General features: G+C 65.0%; 22 protein-coding genes. 16 read left to right on the top strand and 6 right to left on the bottom strand.

The features are described 5' to 3' along the window. Positions 1–5: 5 nt before the first annotated feature. Entirely contained in the window at positions 6–2,348 is a 2,343-nt protein-coding gene (locus ABIE56_RS20370) for a penicillin acylase family protein (RefSeq protein ID WP_429245629.1), read from the top strand. 5 nt (positions 2,349–2,353) lie between these two features. Here the strand turns inward: ABIE56_RS20370 and ABIE56_RS20365 are convergent, their stop codons facing one another. The 6 genes from ABIE56_RS20365 to map form a co-directional block, all read right to left on the bottom strand. Beyond that, positions 2,354–3,862, bottom strand: coding sequence for a hypothetical protein (locus tag ABIE56_RS20365; RefSeq protein ID WP_429245628.1), 1,509 nt, complete (start codon positions 3,860–3,862; stop codon positions 2,354–2,356). A gap of 122 nt (positions 3,863–3,984) precedes the next feature. After that, positions 3,985–5,121, bottom strand: a complete 1,137-nt coding sequence (gene dapE, locus ABIE56_RS20360; protein WP_429245627.1) for a succinyl-diaminopimelate desuccinylase — start codon at positions 5,119–5,121, stop codon at positions 3,985–3,987. 1 nt (position 5,122) lies between these two features. Next, a complete protein-coding gene (locus tag ABIE56_RS20355; protein WP_429245626.1) occupies positions 5,123–5,476 on the bottom strand; it encodes a Spx/MgsR family RNA polymerase-binding regulatory protein in 354 nt (117 codons plus the stop codon). 4 nt (positions 5,477–5,480) lie between these two features. Next, positions 5,481–6,308 (bottom strand): 2,3,4,5-tetrahydropyridine-2,6-dicarboxylate N-succinyltransferase, encoded by an 828-nt coding sequence (gene dapD / locus ABIE56_RS20350; protein WP_429245671.1) that lies wholly within the window; start codon positions 6,306–6,308, stop codon positions 5,481–5,483. Then, a complete protein-coding gene (gene glnD, locus ABIE56_RS20345) occupies positions 6,295–8,952 on the bottom strand; it encodes a [protein-PII] uridylyltransferase (protein WP_429245625.1) in 2,658 nt (885 codons plus the stop codon). Before glnD ends, dapD begins: the two co-directional genes overlap by 14 nt. Before the next feature lie 67 nt (positions 8,953–9,019). Then, positions 9,020–9,787, bottom strand: coding sequence for a type I methionyl aminopeptidase (map, locus tag ABIE56_RS20340; RefSeq protein ID WP_429245624.1), 768 nt, complete (start codon positions 9,785–9,787; stop codon positions 9,020–9,022). 388 nt (positions 9,788–10,175) lie between these two features. On the opposite strand from map, the gene rpsB reads away from it, so the two are divergent. From rpsB to ABIE56_RS20265, 15 genes are all read left to right on the top strand, one after another. After that, a complete protein-coding gene (gene rpsB, locus ABIE56_RS20335) occupies positions 10,176–11,036 on the top strand; it encodes a 30S ribosomal protein S2 (protein ID WP_429245623.1) in 861 nt (286 codons plus the stop codon). 80 nt (positions 11,037–11,116) lie between these two features. Beyond that, on the top strand, positions 11,117–11,995 hold the full coding sequence (gene tsf / locus ABIE56_RS20330) for a translation elongation factor Ts (protein WP_429245622.1): 879 nt from the start codon (positions 11,117–11,119) through the stop codon (positions 11,993–11,995). A gap of 195 nt (positions 11,996–12,190) precedes the next feature. Then, a complete protein-coding gene (gene pyrH, locus ABIE56_RS20325) occupies positions 12,191–12,913 on the top strand; it encodes a UMP kinase (RefSeq protein WP_429245621.1) in 723 nt (240 codons plus the stop codon). A gap of 92 nt (positions 12,914–13,005) precedes the next feature. Next, a complete protein-coding gene (gene frr / locus ABIE56_RS20320; RefSeq protein WP_247428959.1) occupies positions 13,006–13,563 on the top strand; it encodes a ribosome recycling factor in 558 nt (185 codons plus the stop codon). Between the two features lie 21 nt (positions 13,564–13,584). Next, positions 13,585–14,322, top strand: a complete 738-nt coding sequence (gene uppS / locus ABIE56_RS20315; protein ID WP_429245620.1) for a polyprenyl diphosphate synthase — start codon at positions 13,585–13,587, stop codon at positions 14,320–14,322. A 12-nt stretch (positions 14,323–14,334) separates the two neighbouring features. After that, positions 14,335–15,153 (top strand): phosphatidate cytidylyltransferase, encoded by an 819-nt coding sequence (locus ABIE56_RS20310; RefSeq protein WP_429245619.1) that lies wholly within the window; start codon positions 14,335–14,337, stop codon positions 15,151–15,153. 8 nt (positions 15,154–15,161) lie between these two features. After that, on the top strand, positions 15,162–16,340 hold the full coding sequence (locus ABIE56_RS20305) for a 1-deoxy-D-xylulose-5-phosphate reductoisomerase (RefSeq protein WP_429245670.1): 1,179 nt from the start codon (positions 15,162–15,164) through the stop codon (positions 16,338–16,340). A gap of 41 nt (positions 16,341–16,381) precedes the next feature. Beyond that, complete coding sequence (rseP, locus tag ABIE56_RS20300; RefSeq protein WP_429245618.1) at positions 16,382–17,725, top strand: RIP metalloprotease RseP; 1,344 nt, start codon at positions 16,382–16,384, stop codon at positions 17,723–17,725. Positions 17,726–17,866: 141 nt separating this feature from the next. Then, on the top strand, positions 17,867–20,311 hold the full coding sequence (bamA, locus tag ABIE56_RS20295; RefSeq protein ID WP_429245617.1) for an outer membrane protein assembly factor BamA: 2,445 nt from the start codon (positions 17,867–17,869) through the stop codon (positions 20,309–20,311). 81 nt (positions 20,312–20,392) lie between these two features. After that, on the top strand, positions 20,393–21,421 hold the full coding sequence (lpxD, locus tag ABIE56_RS20290; protein ID WP_429245616.1) for a UDP-3-O-(3-hydroxymyristoyl)glucosamine N-acyltransferase: 1,029 nt from the start codon (positions 20,393–20,395) through the stop codon (positions 21,419–21,421). A gap of 5 nt (positions 21,422–21,426) precedes the next feature. After that, a complete protein-coding gene (fabZ, locus tag ABIE56_RS20285; RefSeq protein WP_429245669.1) occupies positions 21,427–21,891 on the top strand; it encodes a 3-hydroxyacyl-ACP dehydratase FabZ in 465 nt (154 codons plus the stop codon). After that, positions 21,888–22,661 carry an acyl-ACP--UDP-N-acetylglucosamine O-acyltransferase gene (gene lpxA / locus ABIE56_RS20280; protein ID WP_429245615.1) on the top strand — a complete coding sequence of 258 codons (774 nt, stop codon included), beginning with the start codon at positions 21,888–21,890 and terminating at the stop codon, positions 22,659–22,661. Before fabZ ends, lpxA begins: the two co-directional genes overlap by 4 nt. Continuing rightward, the gene (lpxB, locus tag ABIE56_RS20275) at positions 22,661–23,875 is read left to right on the top strand and encodes a lipid-A-disaccharide synthase (protein WP_429245614.1); all 1,215 of its coding nucleotides are present in this window, start codon (positions 22,661–22,663) and stop codon (positions 23,873–23,875) included. The genes lpxA and lpxB overlap by 1 nt, the downstream gene beginning before the upstream one ends. A 12-nt stretch (positions 23,876–23,887) precedes the next feature. Then, on the top strand, positions 23,888–24,541 hold the full coding sequence (gene rnhB, locus ABIE56_RS20270) for a ribonuclease HII (RefSeq protein ID WP_429245613.1): 654 nt from the start codon (positions 23,888–23,890) through the stop codon (positions 24,539–24,541). A 117-nt stretch (positions 24,542–24,658) separates the two neighbouring features. Beyond that, positions 24,659–25,024 carry a hypothetical protein gene (locus ABIE56_RS20265; protein ID WP_429245612.1) on the top strand — a complete coding sequence of 122 codons (366 nt, stop codon included), beginning with the start codon at positions 24,659–24,661 and terminating at the stop codon, positions 25,022–25,024. The last annotated feature ends 7 nt before the right edge of the window (positions 25,025–25,031 follow it).

Genomic DNA, 25,031 nt, shown 5'->3' with positions numbered 1-25,031 from the left:
CACGCATGCGCCTTGCCCGCCGCCTGTTGATCGGTCTCCTGATCCTGGTCGCACTGGTGGGAGCGGCAGGCTACGCTGCGCTATCGGGCAGCCTGGCGCAGTTGGATGGCACCCTAACCATGCAGGGCCCGGAAGCGCCGGTTACCCTCCAGCGCGATGGCGCGGGCACGCTTACCGTACAGGCGGCAAGCCGCCGTGACGCCGCATGGGCGCTGGGCTTCGCCCATGGGCAAGATCGCTTCTTCCAGATGGACCTGCTGCGCCGGGTAGCCGCCGGCGAGCTGGCGGCACTGGTGGGCGAGGCGGCGGTGGATGTGGATTTGCGGCACCGTGTACACCGCATGCGTGCCGTCGCGGAGGCGGCATACGCCTTCCTTCCGCCCGACCAGCGTGCCCTGGCCGATGCTTATCGGGATGGCGTCAATGCCGGCCTGGGCAGGCTCCACGTACGGCCGTGGGAATACCTGCTGTTGCGGCAGGCACCCTCCCCCTGGAAGAGCGAAGACAGCCTCCTGGTGCTCGGGGCTATGTATTTCGAGCTCAACGAGGATGGCACGAACGGCCGTGAACTCGGACTGGCGCGCTTGCATGCCGTGCTGCCCGGCCCGCTTGTCGATGCATTGGCCGCGCCCGATCCCACGTGGGAGGCGCCGCTGGACAGTTCACGCTCGCCCGATGTCGGGCTTCCGGGGCCCGATGTGATCGACCTGCGTGCGCAGCCCTCGATCGCCATGGCGACCATGCCGTTTCTCCCCGACGCGATGCCAGGCAGCAACAGCTTCGCCGTGGCCGGCGGCTTGACCGAGAACGGCGCCGCACTCGTGGCCGATGACATGCACCTCGGCTTGCGCGTACCGGATATCTGGTTCCGCGCGCGCTTGCGTTTTCCTGACGCAACAGCGCCTGGCGGCATGCGCGATCTCAACGGCGTGACGCTGCCGGGCACGCCGGCGCTGGTAGCCGGCTCCAACGGACAGATCGCGTGGGCATTTACCAACAGCTATGGCGACTGGATGGATTGGGTTCGCGTGGAACGCGACAGGGCCGATCCGTCGCGCTACGTCACGCCGGCCGGCAGCGCCGCATTCGATACCCACGATGAAATCATCGAGATCGCGCATGGCGAAGCACGCCATCTTACGGTCGAGGACACGCCATGGGGCCCGCTGGCGGCGACTGACGCCGATGGCACACCGCTCGCATTGTCGTGGATCGCGCACCGGCCGGATGCCTTCAACCTGGGCATCATGGGCCTTGAGCACGCCACGGGAGTGGCATCCGCGCTGGATGTCGCGCCTCATGCCGGCATGCCGCCGCAGAACCTGCTCGTGGGTGATCGCGCCGGGCATATCGGCTGGACGGTGATCGGCAATGCCATCCCGCTGCGCCAGCCGGGGACGCCCGGCTGGGCGGGCTTTGCCGATGCAACACGCTATCCGCGCATCATCGACCCCGCTGATAGCCGCCTGTGGACCGCCAACAATCGCACCGTGGGTGGCGATGCCCTCGCGTTGCTGGGCAATGGGGGCCACGATCTTGGCGCGCGCGCCCAGCAGATTCGCGATGACCTGCAGGCACGGGAGCACTTCGTGCCGGGTGACATGCTCGCCATACAGCTGGATGACCGGGCGGTATTCCTCTCCCGGTGGCATGACCTTCTCCAGTCGAGCCTCTCGCGCACGACCGACCCTTCACTCGAACCCCTACGGAAGGCGGTCGCGACCTGGAGCGGCCACGCAGCAGTCGACAGCGTCGATTACCGTATCGTGCGCACGTTCCGGCAAAACGTGCGTGACCTTGTCCTTGCCCCTTTCGATGCGCGCGCCAAACAGCGCTTTCCCGACTTCACGTGGCCAAGGGGCACGACAGCAGAAGGCGCCGTGTGGCAGATGCTCACGCTGCGTCCGCTGAACCTGCTGGATCCCAAATGGAAAAACTGGGATGACCTGCTCGCGGCGGCAGCGCGCAAGACGTATGACGATCTTGCGCAAGCACCGGGCGGCATCGGAGCGCGCACGTGGGGCGAGCAGAACACCGCACACATCGTCCACCCACTGTCATCAGCCCTGCCCCATTGGCTCTCGCACTTCCTGGATATGCCTGCGGAACCGCTGCCCGGTGACACGGACATGCCGCGGGTGCAGGCACCGGCGTTTGGCGCATCAGAGCGCTTCGCCATTTCGCCAGGCCATGAAGACGAGAGCTACCTCGAAATGCCCGGTGGCCAAAGTGGGCACCCTCTTTCGCCGTTTCATGGCGCGGGCCACGAAGAATGGGCCCAGGGGCACCTGACGCCGCTGCTCCCGGGCAAGGTCGAACACACACTGACCATCGAGCCGGGGCGCTAGCCAGCCTATCGCGACGGTAGCCTGAGTACGATCCCGTCCGACCACCCGACACGTGCCTTGGTGGGCAATTCGGGGGCGGGATATCGCCGGTAATCCTTGCAATGGTTTCCGTGCACGCACGTGTTCCAGCCCGCTTCGTATACCACGTGGTAGGGCAACTCACGCCCGGCATTACCCTGCAAGGGAACCTCCCAAACCATTTCGTGGCGCGGGTTAAGCGTCGCCGCCAGCGGCGTGGCCTTAGCCAGTGAGCCCGCATGCCGGCGCGCATCGATCCAACTCTGGATCGCGGGGATATCCGGCCGCCACCATGTACTTCGGTAGTACTGACTATCACCATTACTCCGCGTATCGGCCAGTGATAATGCGACCTGCACATTCGACGCGACGGTACGGAGCAGGTTAACCCCGAATGTCATGTCGATGGATGCCGAGTCTGTACTGGCTGTCCGCGTAACGCTGATATCCCCACCGACGCTAATGCTTTCTCCCGTCGACACCGTTACGGAACCGCCATGGGAGTCGTCCGGGAAAAGTTTGCGCAACACCGGCGCAAACGGGCATTCGTAGGGGCGAAACGCGTTCGGGCCATCACAAAGGAACAGATGGACGTTGCCGGAGGCCGGGAATGCCGAATTCAGAGGCCACGCGGTCACGACGCCGGGTGGTTCAATGGGGCCCCACCCTGAGTGAATGGCCGCGTCGAGCATGTCCCTGATGGCCAGGCTCGCCGGGTCATACCACGCATCCGAACCGTACCGGCGCGAGAACCCGGTGCCGGCGCCCTCACCCATGGTCCTCGTCCAGAACACATACGTGGTTGCGGCCGGATCTACTCGGTCTTCGTTACGCATCAGCGCCCACTCAGTCACCAGATTGAGCACGATGTTGTCATCGCCCCGGAATGGCTCGATCACATACTGCGGACCTTCGGCCGCGTGTACGGACAAATTCCCGTACTGGCACCAACGCCGAGCCTCTTTGCGAAAGGCACGTCGACTTGAGGTCGTCGGGGGAGTTTGTCCGAACAAGGCTTCGGCCATCTTGTGAGTGAAGTTCCTGCATGCCGCGGCGGGTGATGTGGCGAGCATGCTGAACTCGACACTTCGCCGCGTACCGGCTGCCAGCGCTATGCCGCGCCGATCCGGCCGGGCGGCCACGGAAAACAAGTCATCGCTCCAGGCCCACCGCCGCAGCATCCGGTTACGTGCATCCTCATCGACCGCATCGAACCCCGAGATACCTAACGAAATGCCAGGGTCGAGAACAATGGTATTCGTCGGCGGCCACGCCCTCGCAAAGTCGGGCCGCACGAGCGCAAGGTCACCGGAACTTCCCGAAAGGACCACGCGCTGCCCATCATCGATGAGCTGACGAATCCTCTGGCGTATATCCGCCGGACTGCCACCATCGCCTATCGCGATCGTTATGACGTCCCGTCCGCCTGCGTCGTTCGCGTCTCGCGCGATCGCTCCGGCGACGGGCACCATTGAGAGAAAGAGCCACTTCCGCATACAAACTCCCCCAGTAAGCCAGGGAAAAGCATGCGGCGGGCGAGAGCTACGCAGTAGCAGGCAAAGCCGTCAGGACGTGTAGTCCTCGCGGAAACGATGACTTCGCGAACGCTCACATCGCGTCAGGTTTTATCCAGGCAACGCTCGCAAATGGCCAGGTACAACCCCGGGAGGGCTTCAAGATCGGCGACGGAGACGCACTCATCGACCTTGTGGATCGTTGCGTTCACCGGGCCCAGCTCGATCACCTCAGCTCCCATGGGCGCGATGAAGCGGCCATCGCTGGTGCCGCCGCCGGTGCTTTGCTCCGGCTCTATCCCGCACAGGTCACGGCACACGCCAGCGACGATCTCGCGCAGGCGCCCGCCCGGCCGTGCCAGGAAGGGGTGACCGGACAGGTGCCAATCCACCTGGTAATCCACACCATGCGCGCGCAGGATGGCCTCCGCGCGTTCGCGCAACCCATCCGCCGTACTTGCGGTCGAGAAGCGGAAATTTATGAGTGCGACAAGCTGGCCGGGAATGACATTGTTCGCCCCTGTCCCGGCATTGATATTCGATACCTGGAACGAGGTCGGCGGGAAATCCGCGTTGCCCTCGTCCCACCGCTCAGCCGCCAGTGCAGCCAGCGCAGGCGCAAAGGCGTGAATGGGGTTCTTCGCCTTTTCAGGGTAGGCAACGTGGCCCTGCACGCCATGCACGGTGAGTGTGCCGGAGAGGGAACCACGCCGGCCGACGCGAATCAGGTCACCCAACGTCGCTTTCGCCGATGGTTCGCCGACAACGCAGTAATCGATCCGCTGGCCCGTGGTTTCAAAATGCGTGACCACTTCGCGAACACCATGCAGCGCGACGCCTTCCTCATCCGACGTAAGCAGCAGGCCCACGGTGCCGGCGTGGTCGGGATGCGTACGGACGAAGCGCTCCAGCGCCACCACCATGGCGGCCACCGAGCCCTTCATGTCTGCCGCACCACGACCGTAGAGCACCCCATCGCGCTGTGTGGGCACGAACGGCGGCGTAGCCCATTGCTCCTCCGGACCACTCGGGACCACGTCCGTATGACCAAGGAACGCCAGTACCGGCGCGTTCGAGCCGTGGGTGGCCCACAGGTTATCGACATCGCCGAAGCGCAGGTGTTCGATGCGGAACCCGAGCGCCGCGAGGCGCCCGGCGATCAGCGGGAGGCAGCCCGCATCCTCGGGGGTTACGGAGCGGCGGGCGATCAGGTCACGGGTGAGCTCGAGGACGTCGGACATATCAGATACCAAAGCGCTTCTTGTAAGCGTTGTCGGTAAAGCCCACGGCAACATCATCGCCCTGGACGAGCACCGGCCGCTTGATGAGGGCCGGGTATTCCTTCAACAGCAAGGTCCACTCGGGATCCGTGCGCGGGTCCTTGCGCTGTGGCAGCAGCGTGCGCCACGTGGTGGAGGCCTTGTTGATCAGCTTCTCCCAGCCACCCACTTTTTCCGACCACGCCTTCAGCGTGGCCGGGGGCACCGGGTTGGCGCGGTAATCCACGAAGGCATGCTCGATACCGAAGCGATCGAGCCAGTTACGCGCCTTCTTGCAGGTATCGCAGGTGGGCAACCCGTAGATCGTGACCGCCATGATGTCAGTCACCGCTACGCAGCAGTTCGTTGATACCGGTCTTGGAGCGGGTCTTCTCGTCCACCTGCTTCACGATGATCGCGGCGTACAGGCTGTGGCTGCCATCCTTTGCCGGCAGGCTCCCTGCGACGACGACGCTGCCCGCGGGCACGCGGCCGTAGCTGATTTCACCGGTCGAGCGGTTATAAATGCGCGTGGATTGGCCCAGGAACACGCCCATGCCGATCACCGAACCCTTCTCGACGATGACGCCCTCGACCACTTCCGAGCGCGCGCCGATGAAGCAGTTATCTTCAATGATCGTGGGGTTGGCCTGCAGCGGCTCGAGCACGCCACCGATGCCGACGCCGCCGGAAAGGTGTACGCCAGCACCGATCTGCGCACAGGAACCGACCGTGGCCCAGGTATCGACCATCGTGCCCGCGCCCACATAGGCACCGATATTGGTGTAGCTCGGCATCAGCACCGCGTCCTTCGCGATGTGGGCGCCACGGCGCACCAGCGCACCTGGTACCACGCGGGCACCGAGGTTGGCGTACTCGGTCGCATCACCATCGGTAAAACGCAGGGGCACCTTGTCGAAAGCGCTGGACGAGCCACCATCCATCACGCGGTTGCCGTTCATACGGAAGTACAGCAGCACGGCCTTCTTCAGCCACGCGTGGGTGACCCAGCCGCCCTTGCCATCCGGTTCGGCCACGCGGCGCTCGCCGGATTCGAGCAGGTTCAGCACCTGGTCGACGGTATCGCGCAGGCCGCTTTCGATTTCGGTCTGGGTCAGGTCGGCGCGACGCTCAAAGGCGTCCTCGATCACGGATTCAAGCGTTTGCATTTGCATCAAGGGTAGTCCTGGGGGTTTCGAAACCGATGTGGCGCAGCAGGCACTCGCGCAGGATGTCCTGGCGCTCGGGCGATAGCGGCGCATTGCTTCGGTCGGTGAGCTGGAAGAAATCTTCGACGCGCTCGCCGAACGTAGCGATACGCGCATCATGCACGCGCACCTCCGCTTCGGCCAGCGCCTGCGACACCGCCGCCAGCAGGCCGGGCCGGTCGGTGCACACGAGCGAAAGCTGCGTGCGTTCGCCAATCGGGTTGAAGGCAATGCGTGGCGGCATCTGGAAATGGCGCAGGTGGCGCGAGATACCACGCTTGGGCGCACTATGCCCCTCGGGGTGGTCCAGTGCGCGCATCAGGCGCAGGCGCAACTCCTCTGCACGCTGCAGGGTTGCCGGCGCCTGGGTATCCGATTCCAGCAGGAGGAACGTATCCAGCGCCATACCTGTATTCGATACGAGGATGCGGGCTTCGACGACGGAGAAGCGCAGCCGGTCGAGGACGGCCGTCACGGTGGCGAACAGGCCATCGCGATCGGGCGTATAGACGAACAATTCCGTGCTGCCGCGGACCGAGAACGGGTGCACTTCAACAAGCGGCGTAACGCCCCCGGCACGAAGGATCGCGGCGGTTTGCCAGGCCACCTGCTCGGGCCGGTGGCGCAGGAAGCTCAGGTCCGGGAATTCGGCCCACACCTTCGCGATGTCATCGGCGGCGAAGTGCTCCGCAACCAACATACCGAGCGCGCGCTCACGGCACTCGCGCACGCGCGAACCGACGATGGCGGCATGGCTGACATCACCACGCAGGGCGAAACGCGTGGCGGTGTACAGATCGGCCAGCAGGCGGTCCTTCCAGGCGTTCCACAGCTTGGGGCTTGTCCCGATGATGTCGGCGATGGTCAGCAGGTACAGGTGATCCAGGTGCTCCCAATCCCCGACCACGCTGGCAAAACGATGAACGACATCGGGATCGGTGATGTCCTGCCGTTGCGCGGTCGTACTCATCAGCAGGTGCTGGCGGACCAGCCAGGCGACCAGTTCCACCTGCTCCTCGGGAAGCCCGAGGCGGGTGCAGAAGGCGCGTGCATCTTCTTCGCCAAGCGCGGAGTGGTCGCCACCGCGGCCTTTGGCGATATCGTGGAACAGCGCCGCCAGCAGCATGAGCTCCGGGCGCTCGATATGCGGCCAGATCTCGCAACCGACCGGGAAATCGCGGCGAGCGGCGGGATCGGCAAAGCGCGCCACGTTACGGAGCACGCGCAACGTGTGCTCATCCACCGTATAGACGTGGAACAGGTCGTACTGCATGCGCCCGACCACTTTGCCGAACGCCGGCAGGATGGCGGCCAGAAGGCCATGGCGGTTCATGCGCCACAGCGCATCCACCGCGGGAGCACCCCGGCGCAGCAATGCGAGAAAGGCATCGAGCACGGCCTGGTCATCGGCCAGGCCCTCGCCATGCAGGGAAACCGCATGCTGGATTCGCCGCATGGTTTCCGCCGTGAACCCCGTGATGCCGGGTTCATCAAGGCGTGCAATGAAGATTTCGACCAGCGCAGCCGGCCTGCGCACAAAGAGATGGGGATTACGTAAAGCGATGCGTGCGCCGTAGCGCACGTAGTCGCTGCCCACGGGTTCCGGCTCGGTGGTCGGATCAAGCATCTCCTCGAAACGCTCGACCAGCTGCGTACCGGAGCGTTCGATCTGCGTGGCGGCGCGGTAATACCCCTGCATGAACTGCTCGACCCCGAGGTTCTTCGCGTGCTCGTCCTCGAACCCCAGCCGCTCGGCCAGGGCGCGCTGGTAGTCGAACAACAGCCGCTCTTCCGCACGCCCCGCTTCCAGGTGCAGTGCGTACCGATAGCGGCGCAACGTGGCTTCGGCGCGGCTGAGGTTCGCCGCTTCCACGGGCTCCAGAAGCCCTTCCGCAACCATCGCATCGAAGTCGGGCGCATTGGCCAGGCGGCGGCCCAGCCAGCGCAACGCATCAAGCGTGCGCAGGCCACCCGGGCCATCCTTCAGGTTTGGCTCCAGGTTCTGCGCGGTGTCGTCGTACCGGGCGTGCCGCGCATCGCGCTCGGCCAGGCGTGCAGCAAGGTATTTGCGCGGCGGCCACAGGGCCGGGTCATCCAGGATGCCGCGCAGCTGCTCGGCCAGGATAGGCCAGCCGGCAAGGCGGCGGCCATCCAGCAGGCTGGTGAACACGCTCGCGTCGCGGGCGGCCAGGTCACGACACTGCTCCACGGTTCGCACCGCGTGGCCCGGCTTCAGCCCGATATCCCACAGGCAGGCAAAGAAGTGTTCCAGCGCCCGGTACAGGGCGGGCGAACTCTCGCCCACCATGGCGAGCAGGTCTACATCCGAACAGGGGAAGAGCATGCCGCGACCGAACCCGCCCACGGCAAACAGGGCAGCGGCCGCCATATCGCCAAGACAGGCGCCCCAGGCGTGCACCACCACCTTTTCAACGATTTCGGCCCGGCGCCGGGCCAGCGCGGAGGCATCCTCGCCTTCACGGAAGGCGGTATCCAGCGCGCGGTCGGCATCACCGAGCAGTTGGCGCAATGAGCGGCGTGCCTCGGGTGAGACACCCGAGCGCGGAACGACGGCGGGCAGGCGTGGAAGCGGGGGAAGCGTCACGTCGGGGCCCCTAGGCGCGTGTTTGGGCGCCCCACGCGCCGCCAGGGCGCAGGGGGCGCAAGGATCGTCAGGCGGCGTCCGGCCAGGGTGTCAGGATTTCGAAGCCATCTTCCGTGACGGCCACGGTGTGCTCCCACTGGGCCGAGAGCGAGTGATCCTTGGTGACCACCGTCCAGCCATCGGGCAGCGACTTGGTGTGTGGCTTGCCGGCGTTGATCATCGGCTCGACCGTGAAAGTCATGCCGGGCTTCAGCTCCAGGCCCGTGCCGGCGCGGCCGTAGTGCAGCACCTGCGGCTCATCGTGGTAGACCTTGCCGATCCCGTGGCCGCAGTACTCGCGGACCACCGAGAACCCGGCGGCCTCGGCATGCTTCTGGATCGCCGCGCCCACGTCACCCAGCGTGGCGCCCGGCTTCACGGCCTCGATACCCTTCATCATGGCCTCGAAGGTGGTATCGACCAGGCGCTTGGCCAACACGCTCGGCGTGCCTACGAAATACATGCGGCTGGTATCGCCATGCCAGCCATCCTTGATCACGGTGACATCGATATTGATGATGTCGCCGTCCTTCAGGACCTTGGTATCGGTAGGAATACCGTGGCAAATCACATGGTTGACCGAGGTACACACGGTTTTCGGGAAGCCCCGGTAGCCGACGTTGGCCGGGATAGCCTTCTGTACGTTCACGATGTGGTCGTGGGCCAGGCGGTCCAGTTCTTCTGTGGTAACGCCCGGCTTCACGTGGGGCACCAGCATGGCCAGCACTTCGGCGGCCAGGCGGCCGGCCTCGCGCATGGCCTGGATCTCTTCGGGGGTCTTCGGTACGACTGCCATGGTGTCTCTCTCTTTTTCCTTTGCCCTCAGGGGGATGGGCCTTCCACCCACGTGGCGGCGCCCCCGGCGGATTTCCAGCCCCATCGCTTGCGGTGCGCCGGGGCCAGAGGCTACAATTAGCGAGTTTTGCTGCCCGGCGAAGCCACCAATGCGTGGCCACGGGAGCGAAACGACATGCGCAATTGTAACCGCACGGCGCCACCATTGGCCCCGGCGCAAGGCAATTGCTTTTAACGCCACACACGCATCGGCACCGCCTTCGGGGTGCCCTGTCCCGCCATCGACGAGCGAAAGGCTCCGTGGCAAGGACCGGGTCGAAGCCGGGGATGCGTGGAGGTCCCAACCCCCATAGAACCGCCTTCAGTGCGGTTCGCCCAGGAGTAATTCCATGGCACAAGTCACCATGCGCGAGATGCTGGAAGCCGGCGTCCATTTCGGCCACCAGACCCGCTACTGGAACCCCAAGATGGCTCCGTACATCTTCGGCGCCCGCGGCAAGATCCACATCATCAACCTCGAGAAGACCCTTCCGCTCTTCAATGACGCGATGAACTTCCTCTCGGGCCTGGCCCAGAAGGGCGGCACCATCCTGTTCGTCGGCACCAAGCGTTCGGCCCGCGAAGCCCTGGCTGAAGAAGCCGGCCGCGCCAACCAGCCGTTCGTCACCGCCCGCTGGCTCGGCGGCATGCTGACCAACTTCCGCACCGTGAAGCAGTCGGTTGCCCGCCTGAAGGAACTCGAAGCCGCCGAAACCGACGGTTCGTTCGATCGCCTGGTCAAGCACGAAGTGCTGGCCCGTCGTCGCGAGCGCGACAAGCTGCAGAACTCGCTCGGCGGCATCAAGGACATGAACCGTCTGCCGGACGCGCTGTTCATCGTGGACATCGGCCACGAAGACATCGCCGTGCAGGAAGCCCGCAAGCTGGGCATCCCGGTCGTCGCCGTTGTCGATACCAACTACGACCCGGCCCTCGTCGACTACGCCATCCCGGGTAACGACGACGCCATCCGCGCCATCCAGCTGTACGCCCGCGCCGCTGCCGATTCCATCCTGGAAGGCAAGGCCGCCGCTCCGCAGCACGCCGCCCGCGGCGATGCCAACGAGTTCGTCGAGCTGGACGAGGAAGGCAACCCGGTCGCGAAGGACGAAGCCCCGCGTGGCGAGCGTCGCAACGACCGTGGCGCACCGGCCAAGAAGGGTGCCCCGCGTCGCGAAGGCGGCCGTGACGGTGGTCGCGGTCGCGCCTAAGCGCCCCGCCCTGTCCAAAGCATCACCCGGCGCCGCGGCAAACCCGCCGCGGCGCCCTTCAAAACCATTGAGGAACTACCATGGCTGAGATCACCGCAAGCCTCGTCAAGGACCTGCGCGAGCGCTCTGGCGTCGGCATGATGGAGTGCAAGAAGGCACTCGTCGAAAACAACGGCGATATCGAAGCGGCAATGGAAGCACTGCGCAAGAGCGGTGCCGCCAAGGCCGACAAGAAGGCCGACCGCGTTGCCGCTGAAGGCCTCATCGCCGTCGCCCAGAAGGCCGGCGTTGCCGTCCTGGTCGAAGTGAACAGCGAAACCGATTTCTCCTCGCGCAACGAGCAGTTCATCCAGTTCACCAAGGATGTCGCCAACGTTGCCCTCGAGACCGGCGCCAAGGATATCGACACGCTGAAGGCCGCCAAGCTCGGCGACTCCACCGTGGAAGACACCGCCAAGTCGCTCACCCTCACCATCGGTGAGAAGTTCGACGTGCGCCGCATGGCCCGCATCGAGAATGACGGCCCGATCGGCGCGTACTCGCACGGTGGCCGCATTGGCGTGCTGGTGTCGCTCAAGGGCGGCTCGGAAGAGCTGGCCAAGGGTATCGCCATGCACGTGGCCGCGATGAACCCCAAGTTCATCAAGGTCGAGGACGTCCCGGCTGATTTCCTCGAGAAGGAAAAGGAAATCGAGCTGTCGAAGATGTCGGACAAGGAAAAGCAGAAGCCGGCGGAAATCCTCGAGAAGATCGTTTCGGGCAAGGTCAACAAGATCCTGGCCGACGTGACCCTCGTGGGCCAGGCCTACGTGATCGACACCGACCTGACCGTCGCCGAAGTCCTGAAGAAGGGCGGCGCCGAGATCGTGGCTGTCGAACGCCTGGCTGTTGGCGAAGGCATCGAGAAGGTGGTGGACGATTTCGCCGCCGAAGTGATGAAGCAGGCGGGCCTGGCGTAAGCCACCCCACCCCGCTGACGAAAAAGGCCGCGAGCAATCGCGGCCTTTTTTTATGCGGTTCATTCACCCGGGGGAATGAACCGATTCCATAGCGCAAGCGCGAATCGTCACGCCCGCGACATTTTTCACGTACCTGTAACAAAGAACGCACGCTACACTACGCCTGTTTTGCCCCACACAATCTGGAGACCCCCCATGAGCACCCCGCTGAAACACCGCCGAATCCTGCTCAAGCTCTCCGGTGAAGCCCTCATGGGCAGCGAAGACTATGGTATCGATCCCAAGGTCATCGGCCGCCTCGCCAAGGAAATCCTCGAAGTCATCGCCGCAGGCGTCCAGGTTGGCGTCGTCATCGGTGGCGGCAACATCTTCCGTGGCGCCGGCCTCGCTGCATCCGGCATGGACCGCGTCACCGGCGACCACATGGGCATGCTGGCCACGGTCATGAACGCCCTCGCCATGCAGGACGCCATCGAAAAGCTCGGCGGCGAAGCCCGCACCATGAGCGCCATCAAGATCAACGAGGTCTGCGAGGATTTCATCCGCCGTCGCGCCATCCGTCATCTTGAAAAGGGCCGCGTTGCCCTGTTCGCCGCCGGCATCGGCAACCCCTTCTTCACCACCGATTCCGCCGCCGCCCTGCGCGCCGTCGAAGTCGGCGCCGATCTCCTGCTCAAGGCCACCAAGGTCGATGGCGTCTACAGCGCCGACCCCAAGCGCGTGGCCGATGCCACCCGCTACGAACACCTCACCTACAACCAGGTGATCGAGCGCCGCCTCGAGGTCATGGATACCGCCGCCATCGCCCTCTGCCGCGAAAACAAGCTGCCCCTGCGCATCTACGACATGACCGAACCGGGCAACCTGATGAAAATCATGCAAGGCGAGCCCGTCGGCACCCTCGTCGACGCCGGGTAAGCCCCATCCCCGGCCCCTGGCGCGGTGCGGCACGGCCCCACCGCGCGCTTTGCTATACTCGCCTGCTGACCTGATCCACGGAAATACCGCCCATGATCAATGACATCAAGAAAGATGCTGAGACCCGCATGGGCAAGAGCATCGATTCGCTCAAGCACGACCTGAAGTCGATCCGCACCGGTCGCGCCAACCCGTCGATCCTCGATAACATCAAGGTGCCCTATTACGGCACGGATACCCCGCTCTCGCAGGTCGCCAACGTGACCACGCCCGATGCGCGTTCGCTCTCGGTCAAGCCGTTCGACAAGGCCATGATCGGCCCCATCGAGAAGGCCATCATGGCGTCCGATCTCGGTATCACGCCCACCACGATGGGCATGGATATCCGCCTGAATTTCCCGCCGCCGACCGAGGAGCGCCGCAAGGAGCTCGCCAAGAGCGTGGCGAAGGAAGGCGAGCAGGCCAAGATCGCCATCCGCAACGTGCGCCGCGACGCCATCCAGCACATCGACAAGCTCCTGAAGGACAAGGCGGTCACGGAAGATGACAAGAAGCGCGCCGATGACGACATCCAGAAGCTGACCGACAAGTTCGTGAAGGAAGTGGATGACGTGGTCAAGGAAAAGGAAAAGGAGCTGATGGCGCTCTGACGCGCCATCGGTCCTGCGCCCATGGCAGCGAAACCCGAGCCCCGGGTTCCCCGCCACATCGCCATCGTCATGGATGGCAACGGCCGCTGGGCGAAGAAGCGCCTGCGCCCGCGCACGTTCGGCCACCACGCCGGCCAGAAGGCCGTGCGTGAGGCCGTCGAGTTCTGCCTGCGCCGTGGCGTCGCTTCACTGACCCTGTTCGCGTTCTCCAGTGAGAACTGGGCCCGCCCCGAGGGCGAGGTCTCGGCACTCATGGAGCTGTTCCTGAAGGCGATCGACCGCGAAGTGGACGAACTGCACGGCAATGGCGTTCGCATTCGCTTCGTCGGGAATCTGGATGCCTTCGCCCCCGAACTGCGCGCGCGCATGCTCGGCGCCATGGAACGCACATCCGGCAATACCGCGCTGAACATGAACGTCGCCGTGAATTACGGTGGCCGTTGGGATATCGCCAACGCCGCACGCCTGGCCGCGGAAGCGATCGCCCGTGGCGAGTTCAGCGCCGCAGAACTCGACGAGCAACGCCTGCACACGTACACCTGCCTTGCCGACCAGCCGCCGCTCGACCTGTTCATCCGCACGGGTGGGGAACGCCGGGTCAGCAACTTCCTGCTCTGGCAGCTTGCTTATGCCGAGCTCTATTTCACCGACACCCTCTGGCCCGACGTCGACCACGCCTGCCTTTCCGAAGCGCTGGATGACTACGCCCGCCGCGAGCGCCGTTATGGCCGCACCGGCGAACAGGTCGCCACGAGCTAACGCCGGACCCCCATGCTGAAACAACGCATCATCACCGCGGCGATCCTCCTTCCGGTTGTACTCGCCCTTATCCTGCTGCCGCCCACGGGGTTCTTCGCCACGCTGGTCGCGATCGTATTCGTCGGGGCCGCATGGGAATGGGCCCAGCTGGCAGGCTTTCGTACGGCCGTCGGTCGTGGCGTCGTGGCGGCAGTGGCTGCCGCCGTCGTGGCCGTCCTGCTGCTCGTGCGCACGCACGGCCTGCTTGCCGCACTGACGTTCGCGGGCGTGGCGTGGTGGATCGGCTGCTGCTTCTGGCTGCGCCACTTCACGTTCGCGGCCGCGCCCAACAGCGAAAACCGCATGCTGAAGCTGGGTGCGGGCCTGCTGGTGATTGTGCCGGCACTCGCCGCCGCCACCGACCTGCACGCGAGTGACCGCGGCCACTGGTGGACCCTGCTCGCCCTGGTCATCGTGTGGGCGGCTGACACCGGCGCTTATTTCAGCGGCCGCTATTTCGGCAAACGCAAGCTGGCCCCGCGCATTTCCCCGGGAAAGACCTGGGCAGGCGTCTATGGTGCCCTGGTGGCTGGCGCCCTCGTCGCCCTGCTGGGCGGCTGGATGCTCGGCGTGGAGGACACCGGCAAGCTGGTTGGCCTGGTCATCCTTGGCATCCTGACCGTCGCCGTGGCGGTGGTCGGCGACCTGTTCGAAAGCCTGATGAAGCGCCACGCCTCCGTGAAGGATTCGGGAGCCCTGTTCCCTGGCCACGGCGGCCTGCTTGACCGCCTGGATAGCGTCTTCGCAGCCTTGCCGATCTTCGCGGCCGGCAAGCTGCTACTGGGGCTGTAGTCATGGCCATTCGCCAGGTAGGGGTCCTGGGCGCGACCGGATCGATCGGCACGAGCACGCTCGATGTCATCGCCCGGCACCCGGAGCGTTTCCGCGCCAGCGTACTCGTCGCCAACCGCGGCACCGAGGCATTGGCGAAGCTCTGCGAGCGCTTCCGGCCGGATCTCGCGATCGTGGCCGATCCGACCATGGAGGCCGATCTCGCCCGGCGCCTTGCCGCTGCCGGCGTCACCTGCGATGTCGCCTCCGGCGCCGATGCCGTGACGGCCGCCGCGGCGGGCCCCCTGTGCGATACCGTGGTGGCCGCCATCGTGGGCGCCGCCGGGCTCGACTCAACGCTTGCCGCGGCACGCGCTGGCAAGCGGTTGCTGCTGGCCAACAAGGAATCCATCGTGATGGGCGGCGAACTGCTGCTCCAGGCGCTGCGCGAAGGCGGCGGCGACCTTATCCCGGTCGATTCCGAACACAACGCCATCTTCCAGTGCCTGCCCGGCGGCCGCCCCGCCCTGGGCCGCGCCGGCGTGCGCCGCCTCATCCTCACCGCATCGGGTGGGCCGTTCCGTGGCCGCAAGCGCGCCGACCTGGGCGCCATCACGCCCGATGAGGCATGCGCCCACCCCAAGTGGTCCATGGGCCGGAAGATCTCGGTTGATTCGGCCACCCTGATGAACAAGGGCCTGGAGGTCATCGAGGCACACCACCTCTTCGGCGCGCCGGCCGATGCCATCGATGTGGTGGTCCATCCGCAAAGCCTGGTCCATTCGATGGTCGATTATGTCGACGGCTCGGTGCTGGCCCAGTTGGGCAACCCGGATATGCGCACCGCTATCGCCTGTGCGCTGGCCTACCCGGAACGCATCGACGCCGGCGTGGCGCCGCTCGACCTGGCCGCCCACGCGCGGCTGGACTTCGAGCAGCCCGATCTGGATACCTTCCGCTGCCTGGCCCTGGCGTTTGCCGCCCTGCGCGCTGGCGGGGATGCTACGGCCATCCTGAACGCGGCCAACGAGGTGGCGGTGGAGGCCTTCCTCGCCGGCACCCTCCCCTTCCTGGGGATCGCAGAGGTGGTTGAGAGAGTTCTTGAGGAACTGCCGGCCAATCCCGTGGTCGATGTCCAGACCCTTGTCGAGCGTGATGCTGAAGCTCGGCGGGCCGCCCGGGGCGTGCTCCACCGCGCTTACTGCTAAACTCGTTCCACCCAACGTTTTTTCGAGACCCGCCCCCTCAGATGAGCCCATTCCTCGGTTCCGTGTTCTGGCTGCTTGTGACGCTTGGCGTCCTGGTGACCTTCCACGAATTCGGCCACTACTGGGTCGCGCGGCGCTGTGGCGTTCGCGTGCTGCGCTTCTCCGTCGGCTTTGGCCGCCCCCTGTGGCGCCGCGTCGCGAAGGACGGCACCGAATACCAGATCGCCGCGATCCCGCTGGGCGGTTACGTGAAGATGCTGGACGCCCGCGAGGGTGACGTGCCCGAAAGCGAGCGCGCCCAGGAATTCACGGGCAAGTCGGTATGGAAGCGCATCGCCATCGTTGCGGCGGGCCCGGTGTTCAACCTGGTATTCACCATCGTGGCCTTCTGGGCCATGTACATGGTGGGCCGCCCCGATGTGGCCCCCATAATCACGGCGGCGCCGGGCACACCTGCCGCCGTGGCCGGCATCCATGCGGGCGACCGCCTGCTGGCGGTCGATGGCACGAACGTGTCCACCTGGAGCGATGCCACCGACGTCCTGTTCAACGGCCTGCTTGGCAATGAACCGGTGCCGGTGCACGTTCGCGGCACCGACGGCGCGGAGCGCAACGTCGTGCTCCCGGTGCAGAACCTCGCCTTCGGCGATGCTGGCAAGCGCTACCACGAGCTGGGGCTCGACCTGGAGTCGCCGCCGGCGGTCATCAGCGAAGTGGTGCCCGGCGATCCGGCCGCCCTCGCCGGCTTGCGTCCCGGTGATTGCATCACCAGCATCAACGGCAATGCCGTGGATGATTTCGCCTCGTTCACCAAGATGGTTCAGGAACAGGCAGCCAAATCGCCCAAACTGGCCCTTGGTATCCAGCGCGAAGGCCAGGCATCCACGATCGATGTCACGGCACGCATGAAGTCCGAGCAGGGCCAGCCCACCCGGTGGCTGGTGGGTATCGCGGGCAAGCCGATGGAAGCCGCCACGCTCCGTTATGGGCCGGTTCGCGCCTTCACCGAGTCCCTGCATGCCACATGGACCGGCACCACATCCACGCTGGGCATGATCGGCAAGATGCTCTCGGGGCAGGCCTCGGCGAAGAATATCTCCGGCGTCATCGGCATCGCGCAGGTGGCCAACAGCGCGGCCAACCAGGGCCTGGGCTGGTTCCTCAACTTCCTGGGCCTGGTGTCGCTGAGTCTTGCGATCTTGAACCTGCTGCCCATCCCCGTCTTGGACGGGGGACACCTGCTGTATTACCTTATTGAGTTGGTCAAAGGCAGCCCGGTCAGCGAACGCACCATGATCGCCGGCCAGTACGTTGGGCTCGCCTTGCTGTTCACACTGATGGGGTTGGCGTTTTTCAACGACATCCAGCGAATGCTCGTCTCGTGACGAGCGCGCATCTGTCTTACCCCGGCTACGGGCGCTTGCGCGCTCGCGGCCAGACGATGCCGGGCATGAGTCCGGCACGTGCTCCTCTTCGGTCCCCGGCCTCGTCCGCCGGTGGCTGGAATTAACCCATTGGAATCGACGATGAAGCGTATCGCCGCCCTGATCCTGCTTGCCTCCCTGTCCGCCAATGCGCTTGCCTTCGAGCCGTTTGTCGTTTCCGATATCCGTATCGATGGCCTGACCCGCATTGCGCAGGGTACGGTGCTGAGCTACCTGCCGATCGAGAAGGGCGACACCGTCAGCGATGACAAGGCACAAGCTGCCATTCGCGCCCTTTACCAGACCAAGTTCTTCAGCGACGTTGAAATCGATCGCGAAGGGGACATCCTGGTCATCAAGGTTATCGAGCGCCCGGCTATCGCCAAGCTCACCTTGCGTGGCAACAAGGACATCAAGGAAGACGACCTGCGCAAGGGCCTGAAGGAGATCGGCCTGGCCGAGGGTGAAACCTTCGATCGCCTGTCGCTCGATCGCGTCCAGCAGGAACTCATCCGCCAGTACTACAACCGCGGCAAGTACAACGTGTCGGTCGATCCGCACGTGACCCAGCTTGATCGCAACCGCGTCGCCATCGATATCGAAATCCGCGAAGGCAAGGCTGCCAAGATCAAGGAGATCAACGTCGTTGGCAACAAGGCGTTCACGGACAAGCAGATCCGCGACGGCTTTGAATCGAACACCTCCAACTGGCTGTCCTGGTACTCCAAGGATGACCAGTACTCGCGCGAGAAGCTCTCGGGCGACCTGGAAAAGCTCAGCAACTACTACATGAACCGCGGCTACGCCGATTTCGGCATCGATTCCACGCAGGTGGCAATCAGCCCGGACAAGCGCGCCATGTACGTGGATGCCAGCGTGAAGGAAGGCGAGGTCTACACCGTCTCTGACGTGAAGCTGCTGGGTGAACTCATCCTGCCGGAAGAGACCCTGCGCAAGCTGGTCTACATCCACAAGGGCGATACCTTCAACCGCGCCGCCATCGAAGCCTCGTCTGACGCGATCAAGGCCATCCTCGCCAACATCGGTTATGCCTTCGCCAAGGTCACGCCGGTGCCGAAGCTGGACAAGGACAAGCGCACCGCCGACCTCACCCTGTTTATCGAACCGGGCAAGCGCGTGTACGTGCGCCGCGTGGTGTTCCAGGGCAATACCCGCACCGAAGACGAGGTGCTCCGCCGCGAAATGCGCCAGCTCGAAGGCGCGTGGTACTCGCAGGGCGCGATCGATCGTTCGAAGACCCGCCTGCAGCGCCTCGGTTACTTCAAGACCGTCGATATCGACAAGCAGCTCGTGCCCGGCACGGTCGATCAGGTCGACCTGACCGCGAAGGTGGAAGAACAGTCCGCCGGTTCGCTGATGTTCGGCGTGGGCTACTCGCAGTACTCCGGCATCATCCTGTCGGCCTCGGTGTCGCAGAACAACTTCATGGGTACCGGTGACCGCTTCTCGATCGGCGCGGAAACCAGCACGTACTACAAGCGCGTCAACGCCAGCTACGTGAACCCGTACCTCACCGACTCCGGCATCTCGCTGGGCTATAACCTCGGTTACAGCAAGCTCGATTACGGCGACACCGACCTGGCGAACTACACCTACAGCACCAAGTCGTTCGAGACGACCCTGTCGTTCCCGATCACCGACTTCGATTCGCTGTCGACCAGCCTGGGTATCAGCTCGAACCTGATCAATAGCTCCTACTACACCCCGCGCCAGCTGACCGCTTACCAGGATGCGCTGGGCAACAAGACGATCCATTCGTGGACCTCGAGCCTGGGCTACACCCACGATACGCGTAACAGCTACTGGGCTCCGACCCGCGGCGGCCAGCTCTCGCTGTCGATCTCGGGCGCGCTGCCGGGCTCCACCGTGCAGTACTACAAGATCTTCGGCGAAGCCAACCATTACTGGCCGATCGGCAAGGGCTTCGTGCTCTACCTCGATGGCCAGGTGGGCTACGGCAAGACCTACGGCCAGACATACGACAACCCTGGTTACGACATCGATCCTGCCACTGGCAAGGTCCGTCTGGACGCGGATGGCAAGCCCGTCGAGCTGTACCACAAGGGCGACAAGGTGGCGTTCCCGTTCTGGGAGAACTACTACGCCGGTGGCGTGCGTGACGTGCGTGGCTTCCAGGACAACACCCTGGGTCCCCGCCTTTGCGATGGCGGCAGCACCAGCTCCACGCCGGACAAGAAGAACAACTGCTCGGGCGGTTACTACAGCTACGGCCAGCCGGTCGGTGGCGCGTTCAAGACCCTTGGCACCGCGCAGGTCTTCCTACCGCTGCCGTTCCTGAAGGACGTGAACACCGCCCGCGTGTCGTGGTTCATGGACGTCGGCAACGTGTACGAGAACGTCGGCGCCTTCAAGGCCAGCGAACTGCGTGCCTCCACCGGCCTTTCGCTGCAGTGGCAGGCGCCGATCGGCCCGCTGATCATCAACTTCGCGGTGCCGTTCCGTAAGCAGCCGGGCGACAACCGCTTCGTCGAGCGCATCCAGTTCACGTTCGGCAACCAATTCTAAAAACGCCGTAACGCGGTTTTGTACAATCCCGGGGTGGCAAGGTCCCAACCTTGCCACCCCTTCTCTTTTGGGAGTCCCCCCGTGAGCGGCAACCCCCACTACACCCTCGCCGAACTCGCCGAACGCTTCGGCCTGGAAGCGCACGGCGACCCGGCCACCTCCGTCGATGGCGTAGGCACGCTGGCCGCGGCTACGCCTTCACAATTCACATTCCTGTCGAACTCGAAGTACACCTCGCAGCTGGCCGATACCCAGGCCGGCATCGTGGTGCTGAGCGCCGATGCCCTGCCCTTGCGCAAGGGTGCGGCCCTTGTGGCCAAGGATCCCTACGTGGCCTACGCGAAGATCGCGGCGCTGTTCGAACCCATGGCCGATGCCCCCCGAGGGATCCACGCCAGCGCGGTGGTCGCCCCTTCGGCACGTATCCACGCCACGGCCAGCATCGGCCCGTGCTGCGTGGTGGAGGATGGCGCGGTCGTCGAAGAAGGCGCCATCCTGGGGCCCCATTGCACGATCGGCCCAGGGTGCGTGGTGGGTGCGGGCTCGCGGCTGGTTGCCCGGGTCACCCTCGTGATCCGCGTGACCCTGGGCAAGCGCGTCCTGGTCCATCCCGGCGCGGTGATCGGCTCTGATGGCTTTGGCCTCGCCTTTGACCGCGACCATTGGGTGAAATTGCCCCAGCTGGGCGGTGTACGAATCGGCGACGATTGCGAGATCGGCGCCAATACCACCATCGATCGCGGCGCCCTGGAAGACACGGTCCTCGAAGAAGACGTGCGCCTGGATAACCAGATCCAGATCGCCCACAACGTGCATATCGGCGCCCATACGGCCATGGCAGGGTGCTCCGCGGTGGCTGGTAGTGCGAAAATCGGCCGTTATTGCCTGATCGGCGGCAACGCGGGCATCCTCGGCCACCTCGAAGTGGCCGACCGGGTTACCATCACCGCGAAAAGCCTGGTCACGGCATCCATCCGGGATGCCGGCGAGTATTCGTCGGGCTCCCCGCTGCAGGAAAACCGCCAGTGGCGGAAGAACGCGGCGCGAATGAAACACCTAGATGAGTTTGCGCGCCGCCTGGCGGCGCTGGAAAAGGACAAAGGGCAATGACCGAAATGAAAGCTGCCGTGACGCTCCCGGTGGATGTCGAGCAGATCCAGCGGCTGCTTCCGCACCGCTATCCGTTCCTGCTGGTCGATCGCGTGATCGAGATCGATCCGGGCAAGACCATCACGGCGATCAAGAACGTCACGATTAACGAGCCGTTCTTCCAGGGTCATTTCCCCGGCCACCCGGTCATGCCTGGCGTGCTTATCGTCGAAGCCATGGCGCAGACCGCCGGCCTGCTCACCCAGATCACCAGCCAGGTGGAAGGTGCAGCCGGCAGCCCCCTGTTCTATCTGGTGAAGGTGGATAACGCCCGCTTCTCGGCCGTGGTCGCCCCGGGCGATCAGCTCGTCATGAAGGTATCGCTCAAGCGTCTCATCCGCGGCATGGGCCTGTTCGAGGCCAGCGCCACGGTCGACGGCAAGGTCGTCGCGTGCTGCGAGCTGATGTGCGCCGCGAGGAACGACAAATGATCCACCCGACCGCGCAGATCGATCCTTCCGCGCGGATCGCGGATAACGTCAGCATCGGTGCGTTCACCCTCATCGGTGCCGACGTGGTCATCGGCGAAGGTACAAGCATTGGGCCGCACGTGGTCATCGAAGGGCCGACCACCATTGGCCGCGATAACCGCATCCTGCAGTTCGCCTCCATCGGCGGGCCGCCGCAGGACAAGAAATGGCAGGGCGAGCGCACGGAAGTCATCATCGGCGACCGCAACCTCATTCGCGAATTCGTCACGATCAACCGTGGCACGGGCGATGGTGGCGGTGTCACGCGCGTCGGCAACGATAACTGGCTGCTCGCGTACGTCCATATCGCGCATGATTGCCAGGTCGGTAACCACGTGGTGTTCTCCAATTATTCCGCGCTTGCCGGCCACGCCGAAATCGGCGACTGGACCATCATGTCGGGCTATTCCGGCGTGCACCAGTTCTGCAAGGTGGGCGCGCACGCGTTCATCGGCATGGGCTGCCTGGTCGGCTCCGACGTGCCGCCGTTCGTGATGATGGCGAACGAAACCCGCGGGCGCCCGCGCGGCATCAACAGCGAAGGCCTCAAGCGCCGTGGCTTCGATACCGCCCGCATCGCCGCGATCAAGCGCGCGTATCGCACGCTTTACATGGCTGGCCTGCCCCTGGCCGAGGCACGCGAGCAACTGGTCACGCAGGCTGAAAACAGCGAAGACGTACGCCAGATGCTCGAGTTCCTCGACCGCAGCGAGCGTTCGCTCGCACGGTGATGGCCGTGCAGAAGCCCCCCCTCATCGCACTGATCGCCGGCGAAGACTCCGGCGATCAGCTGGGTGCCGATCTGCTCGATGCATTGCGCGCCCGCTACCCCGGTGCGCGCTTCGTCGGCATCGGCGGCCGGCGCATGATGGCCCGTGGTTTCGAATCCTGGTTCGATATCCGCGAGCTCTCGGTCATGGGCTTCGCCGAGGTCGTGAAGCACCTGCCGCGTCTGCTCAAGCTGCGCAAGGCCCTGGTACAACGCCTGCTCAATGAGCGGCCGGATGTCACCATCGGTATCGACGCGCCCGACTTCAACCTGGGCGTGGAGCGCAAGTTGAAAGCCGCGGGGCTGCGCACGGTCCACTATGTGAGCCCCTCTGTCTGGGCATGGCGCGAAAAGCGCGCGGAGAAGATTGGCCAGTCGGCCGACCGCGTGCTTTGCCTGTTCCCGATGGAGCCCCCGATCTACGCGAAACACGGCGTGGACGCGCGCTTCGTTGGCCACCCGCTGGCCGACACCTTCCCGATGGTTTCCGATCGCGCCGGTGCGCGCGATGCCCTTGGCATCCCGCACGGGGTCCCGGTGCTGGCCGTGCTGCCAGGCAGCCGGCCCAGCGAGATCGAGCGCATCGGCGCCATCTTCATCGAAGCCGCGAAGCGCATCGCCAGCACCCTGCCGAACCTGCAGATCGTGGTGCCGGCCGCCAACGAACGCGTACATGCGCGCCTTCGCGAACTGCTTTCCGGATTCCCGGGCACCCCGCCCCTCCTGACCGATGGACACTCGCACGAGGCCATGCTGGCGGCCGATGTCGTGTTGCTCGCCTCCGGCACGGCCACGCTCGAGGCCATGCTGGCCAAGCGGCCCATGGTCGTCGGATACCGGGTTTCGCCCACCAGCTACCGCATCGCCAGGGCGCTGCGCATGCTGAAGACCGACGTCTACAGCCTGCCGAATATCCTTGGCCGTGCTTGCGGCCTCGGGCGCGCTTTGCTGGTGCCTGAATTCATGCAGGATGACTGCACCGCCGCCAACCTTGCCGATGCCACCCTTGCCATGCTGGGCGACAGCGAGCGGCGCGGGACCATCGTGGCGGCGTTCGAGTTCCTTCACCAGGCGTTACGCGGTGGACTCGAGGGCCGCGCCGCAGACCACGCGGCCGACGCCATCGCCGATTTCGTCACGACACCCGCGTTGCCCGCCGCGGGTGCGGCGCACTAGGCTCCCGCCCATATGCCGCGCAAGAGCAACATCACGCGTCAGCTGAGTCCCGACCTGGTGGTAGCCGGGGTCGATGAGGCCGGCCGCGGCCCGCTTGCCGGCCCGGTCGTCGTGGCCGCGGTCATCCTCGATCCGGCGCGGGTCATCCGTGGCCTGAACGATTCCAAGCAGTTGGACGAAGCCACCCGCGAGAAGCTGTACGGCCGCATCGTGGAGCGCGCCCTGGCCTATAGCGTGATCTTCGTCGAGCGCGAGGAAATCGACACCATCAATATCTTCCAGGCCACGATGGTAGGTATGACCCGTGCGCTGATGGGCCTTTCGCTGGCCCCCACCATGGCCCTGGTGGATGGCAACCGCCTGCCGCGCACCTTGCCCTGCACGGCGCAGGCGGTGATCGGCGGCGATGCCACGGAGCCCGCCATCAGTGCCGCCTCGATCCTGGCGAAGGTCAGCCGCGACCGGCACATGAAAGCCCTGGATCAATTGCACCCGGGCTACGGCTTCGCCCGACACAAGGGCTACGGCGTGCCTGAGCACCTCGATGCGCTGGAGCGCCTGGGGCCGTGCGATGCGCACCGCCGCAGCTTCGCCCCGGTGAAGCGATGGTTCGAACCGGAAGGCTTGGGTGAGCCCGTGGCCGACCTTTTCCCGGCAACAACCTGAACCTGGCTTGCCGGGTTCGTTCAGAACCCTAAAGTCCCCGCCAAGACGGCCGATAGCCCAGCTAACGCCCCCCACAAGCCCCGGGCGTCCGCTTTAGCCATCGAAACAGGGATTATCATGAAGAAGATCGCCATCGCCGCCGTGCTGATGCTCGCCGCCCCGCTGTCCGCGCAGGCCGCGTGTGCCGTCAAGGATTTCACCATCGACGGCTTCGCCGTGAAACTGCAGCAGGGCTCGGGCCAGCCGCGTTTCAGCATGAAGGGCAACCTCGTGAACAAGTGCGGCGAAGCCGCCGCCGCCCAGATTCGCATCGATGCGAAGGATGCCTCGGGCAAGGTCATCGCCAGCAAGCAGGGCTGGCCGGCCGGTACCTCCAACATCGACCCGGGCAAGAGCGTCGATTTCGACCTGGGCCGCCTGTTCCGCTACTCGCCGGAAATGTCCGACTACACGGTCGTCGTTTCGGACGTGAAGGCCTGGTAATCCGCTT

Origin of the sequence: Luteibacter sp. 621 (genome assembly GCF_050435445.1) — a bacterium.
GTDB lineage: Bacteria > Pseudomonadota > Gammaproteobacteria > Xanthomonadales > Rhodanobacteraceae > Luteibacter.
The sequence above is the reverse complement of the archived record's forward strand: the minus strand, read 5'-3'. Positions and strand labels throughout refer to the sequence as shown.

Bases quoted from the DNA above. Each gene is read 5' to 3' on its own strand.
- ABIE56_RS20355 (WP_429245626.1), bottom strand. From the start codon at position 5,476: ATGGCGGTCACGATCTACGGGTTGCCCACCTGCGATACCTGCAAGAAG.
- uppS (WP_429245620.1), top strand. From the start codon at position 13,585: ATGGCAGCGAAACCCGAGCCCCGGGTTCCCCGCCACATCGCCATCGTC.
- rseP (WP_429245618.1), top strand. From the start codon at position 16,382: ATGAGCCCATTCCTCGGTTCCGTGTTCTGGCTGCTTGTGACGCTTGGC.
- ABIE56_RS20365 (WP_429245628.1), bottom strand. From the start codon at position 3,862: ATGCGGAAGTGGCTCTTTCTCTCAATGGTGCCCGTCGCCGGAGCGATC.
- frr (WP_247428959.1), top strand. From the start codon at position 13,006: ATGATCAATGACATCAAGAAAGATGCTGAGACCCGCATGGGCAAGAGC.
- lpxA (WP_429245615.1), top strand. From the start codon at position 21,888: ATGATCCACCCGACCGCGCAGATCGATCCTTCCGCGCGGATCGCGGAT.
- ABIE56_RS20370 (WP_429245629.1), top strand. From the start codon at position 6: ATGCGCCTTGCCCGCCGCCTGTTGATCGGTCTCCTGATCCTGGTCGCA.
- fabZ (WP_429245669.1), top strand. From the start codon at position 21,427: ATGAAAGCTGCCGTGACGCTCCCGGTGGATGTCGAGCAGATCCAGCGG.
- map (WP_429245624.1), bottom strand. From the start codon at position 9,787: ATGGCAGTCGTACCGAAGACCCCCGAAGAGATCCAGGCCATGCGCGAG.
- pyrH (WP_429245621.1), top strand. From the start codon at position 12,191: ATGAGCACCCCGCTGAAACACCGCCGAATCCTGCTCAAGCTCTCCGGT.
- lpxB (WP_429245614.1), top strand. From the start codon at position 22,661: ATGGCCGTGCAGAAGCCCCCCCTCATCGCACTGATCGCCGGCGAAGAC.
- rnhB (WP_429245613.1), top strand. From the start codon at position 23,888: ATGCCGCGCAAGAGCAACATCACGCGTCAGCTGAGTCCCGACCTGGTG.
- rpsB (WP_429245623.1), top strand. From the start codon at position 10,176: ATGGCACAAGTCACCATGCGCGAGATGCTGGAAGCCGGCGTCCATTTC.
- ABIE56_RS20265 (WP_429245612.1), top strand. From the start codon at position 24,659: ATGAAGAAGATCGCCATCGCCGCCGTGCTGATGCTCGCCGCCCCGCTG.
- ABIE56_RS20310 (WP_429245619.1), top strand. From the start codon at position 14,335: ATGCTGAAACAACGCATCATCACCGCGGCGATCCTCCTTCCGGTTGTA.
- dapD (WP_429245671.1), bottom strand. From the start codon at position 6,308: ATGCAAACGCTTGAATCCGTGATCGAGGACGCCTTTGAGCGTCGCGCC.
- dapE (WP_429245627.1), bottom strand. From the start codon at position 5,121: ATGTCCGACGTCCTCGAGCTCACCCGTGACCTGATCGCCCGCCGCTCC.
- bamA (WP_429245617.1), top strand. From the start codon at position 17,867: ATGAAGCGTATCGCCGCCCTGATCCTGCTTGCCTCCCTGTCCGCCAAT.
- tsf (WP_429245622.1), top strand. From the start codon at position 11,117: ATGGCTGAGATCACCGCAAGCCTCGTCAAGGACCTGCGCGAGCGCTCT.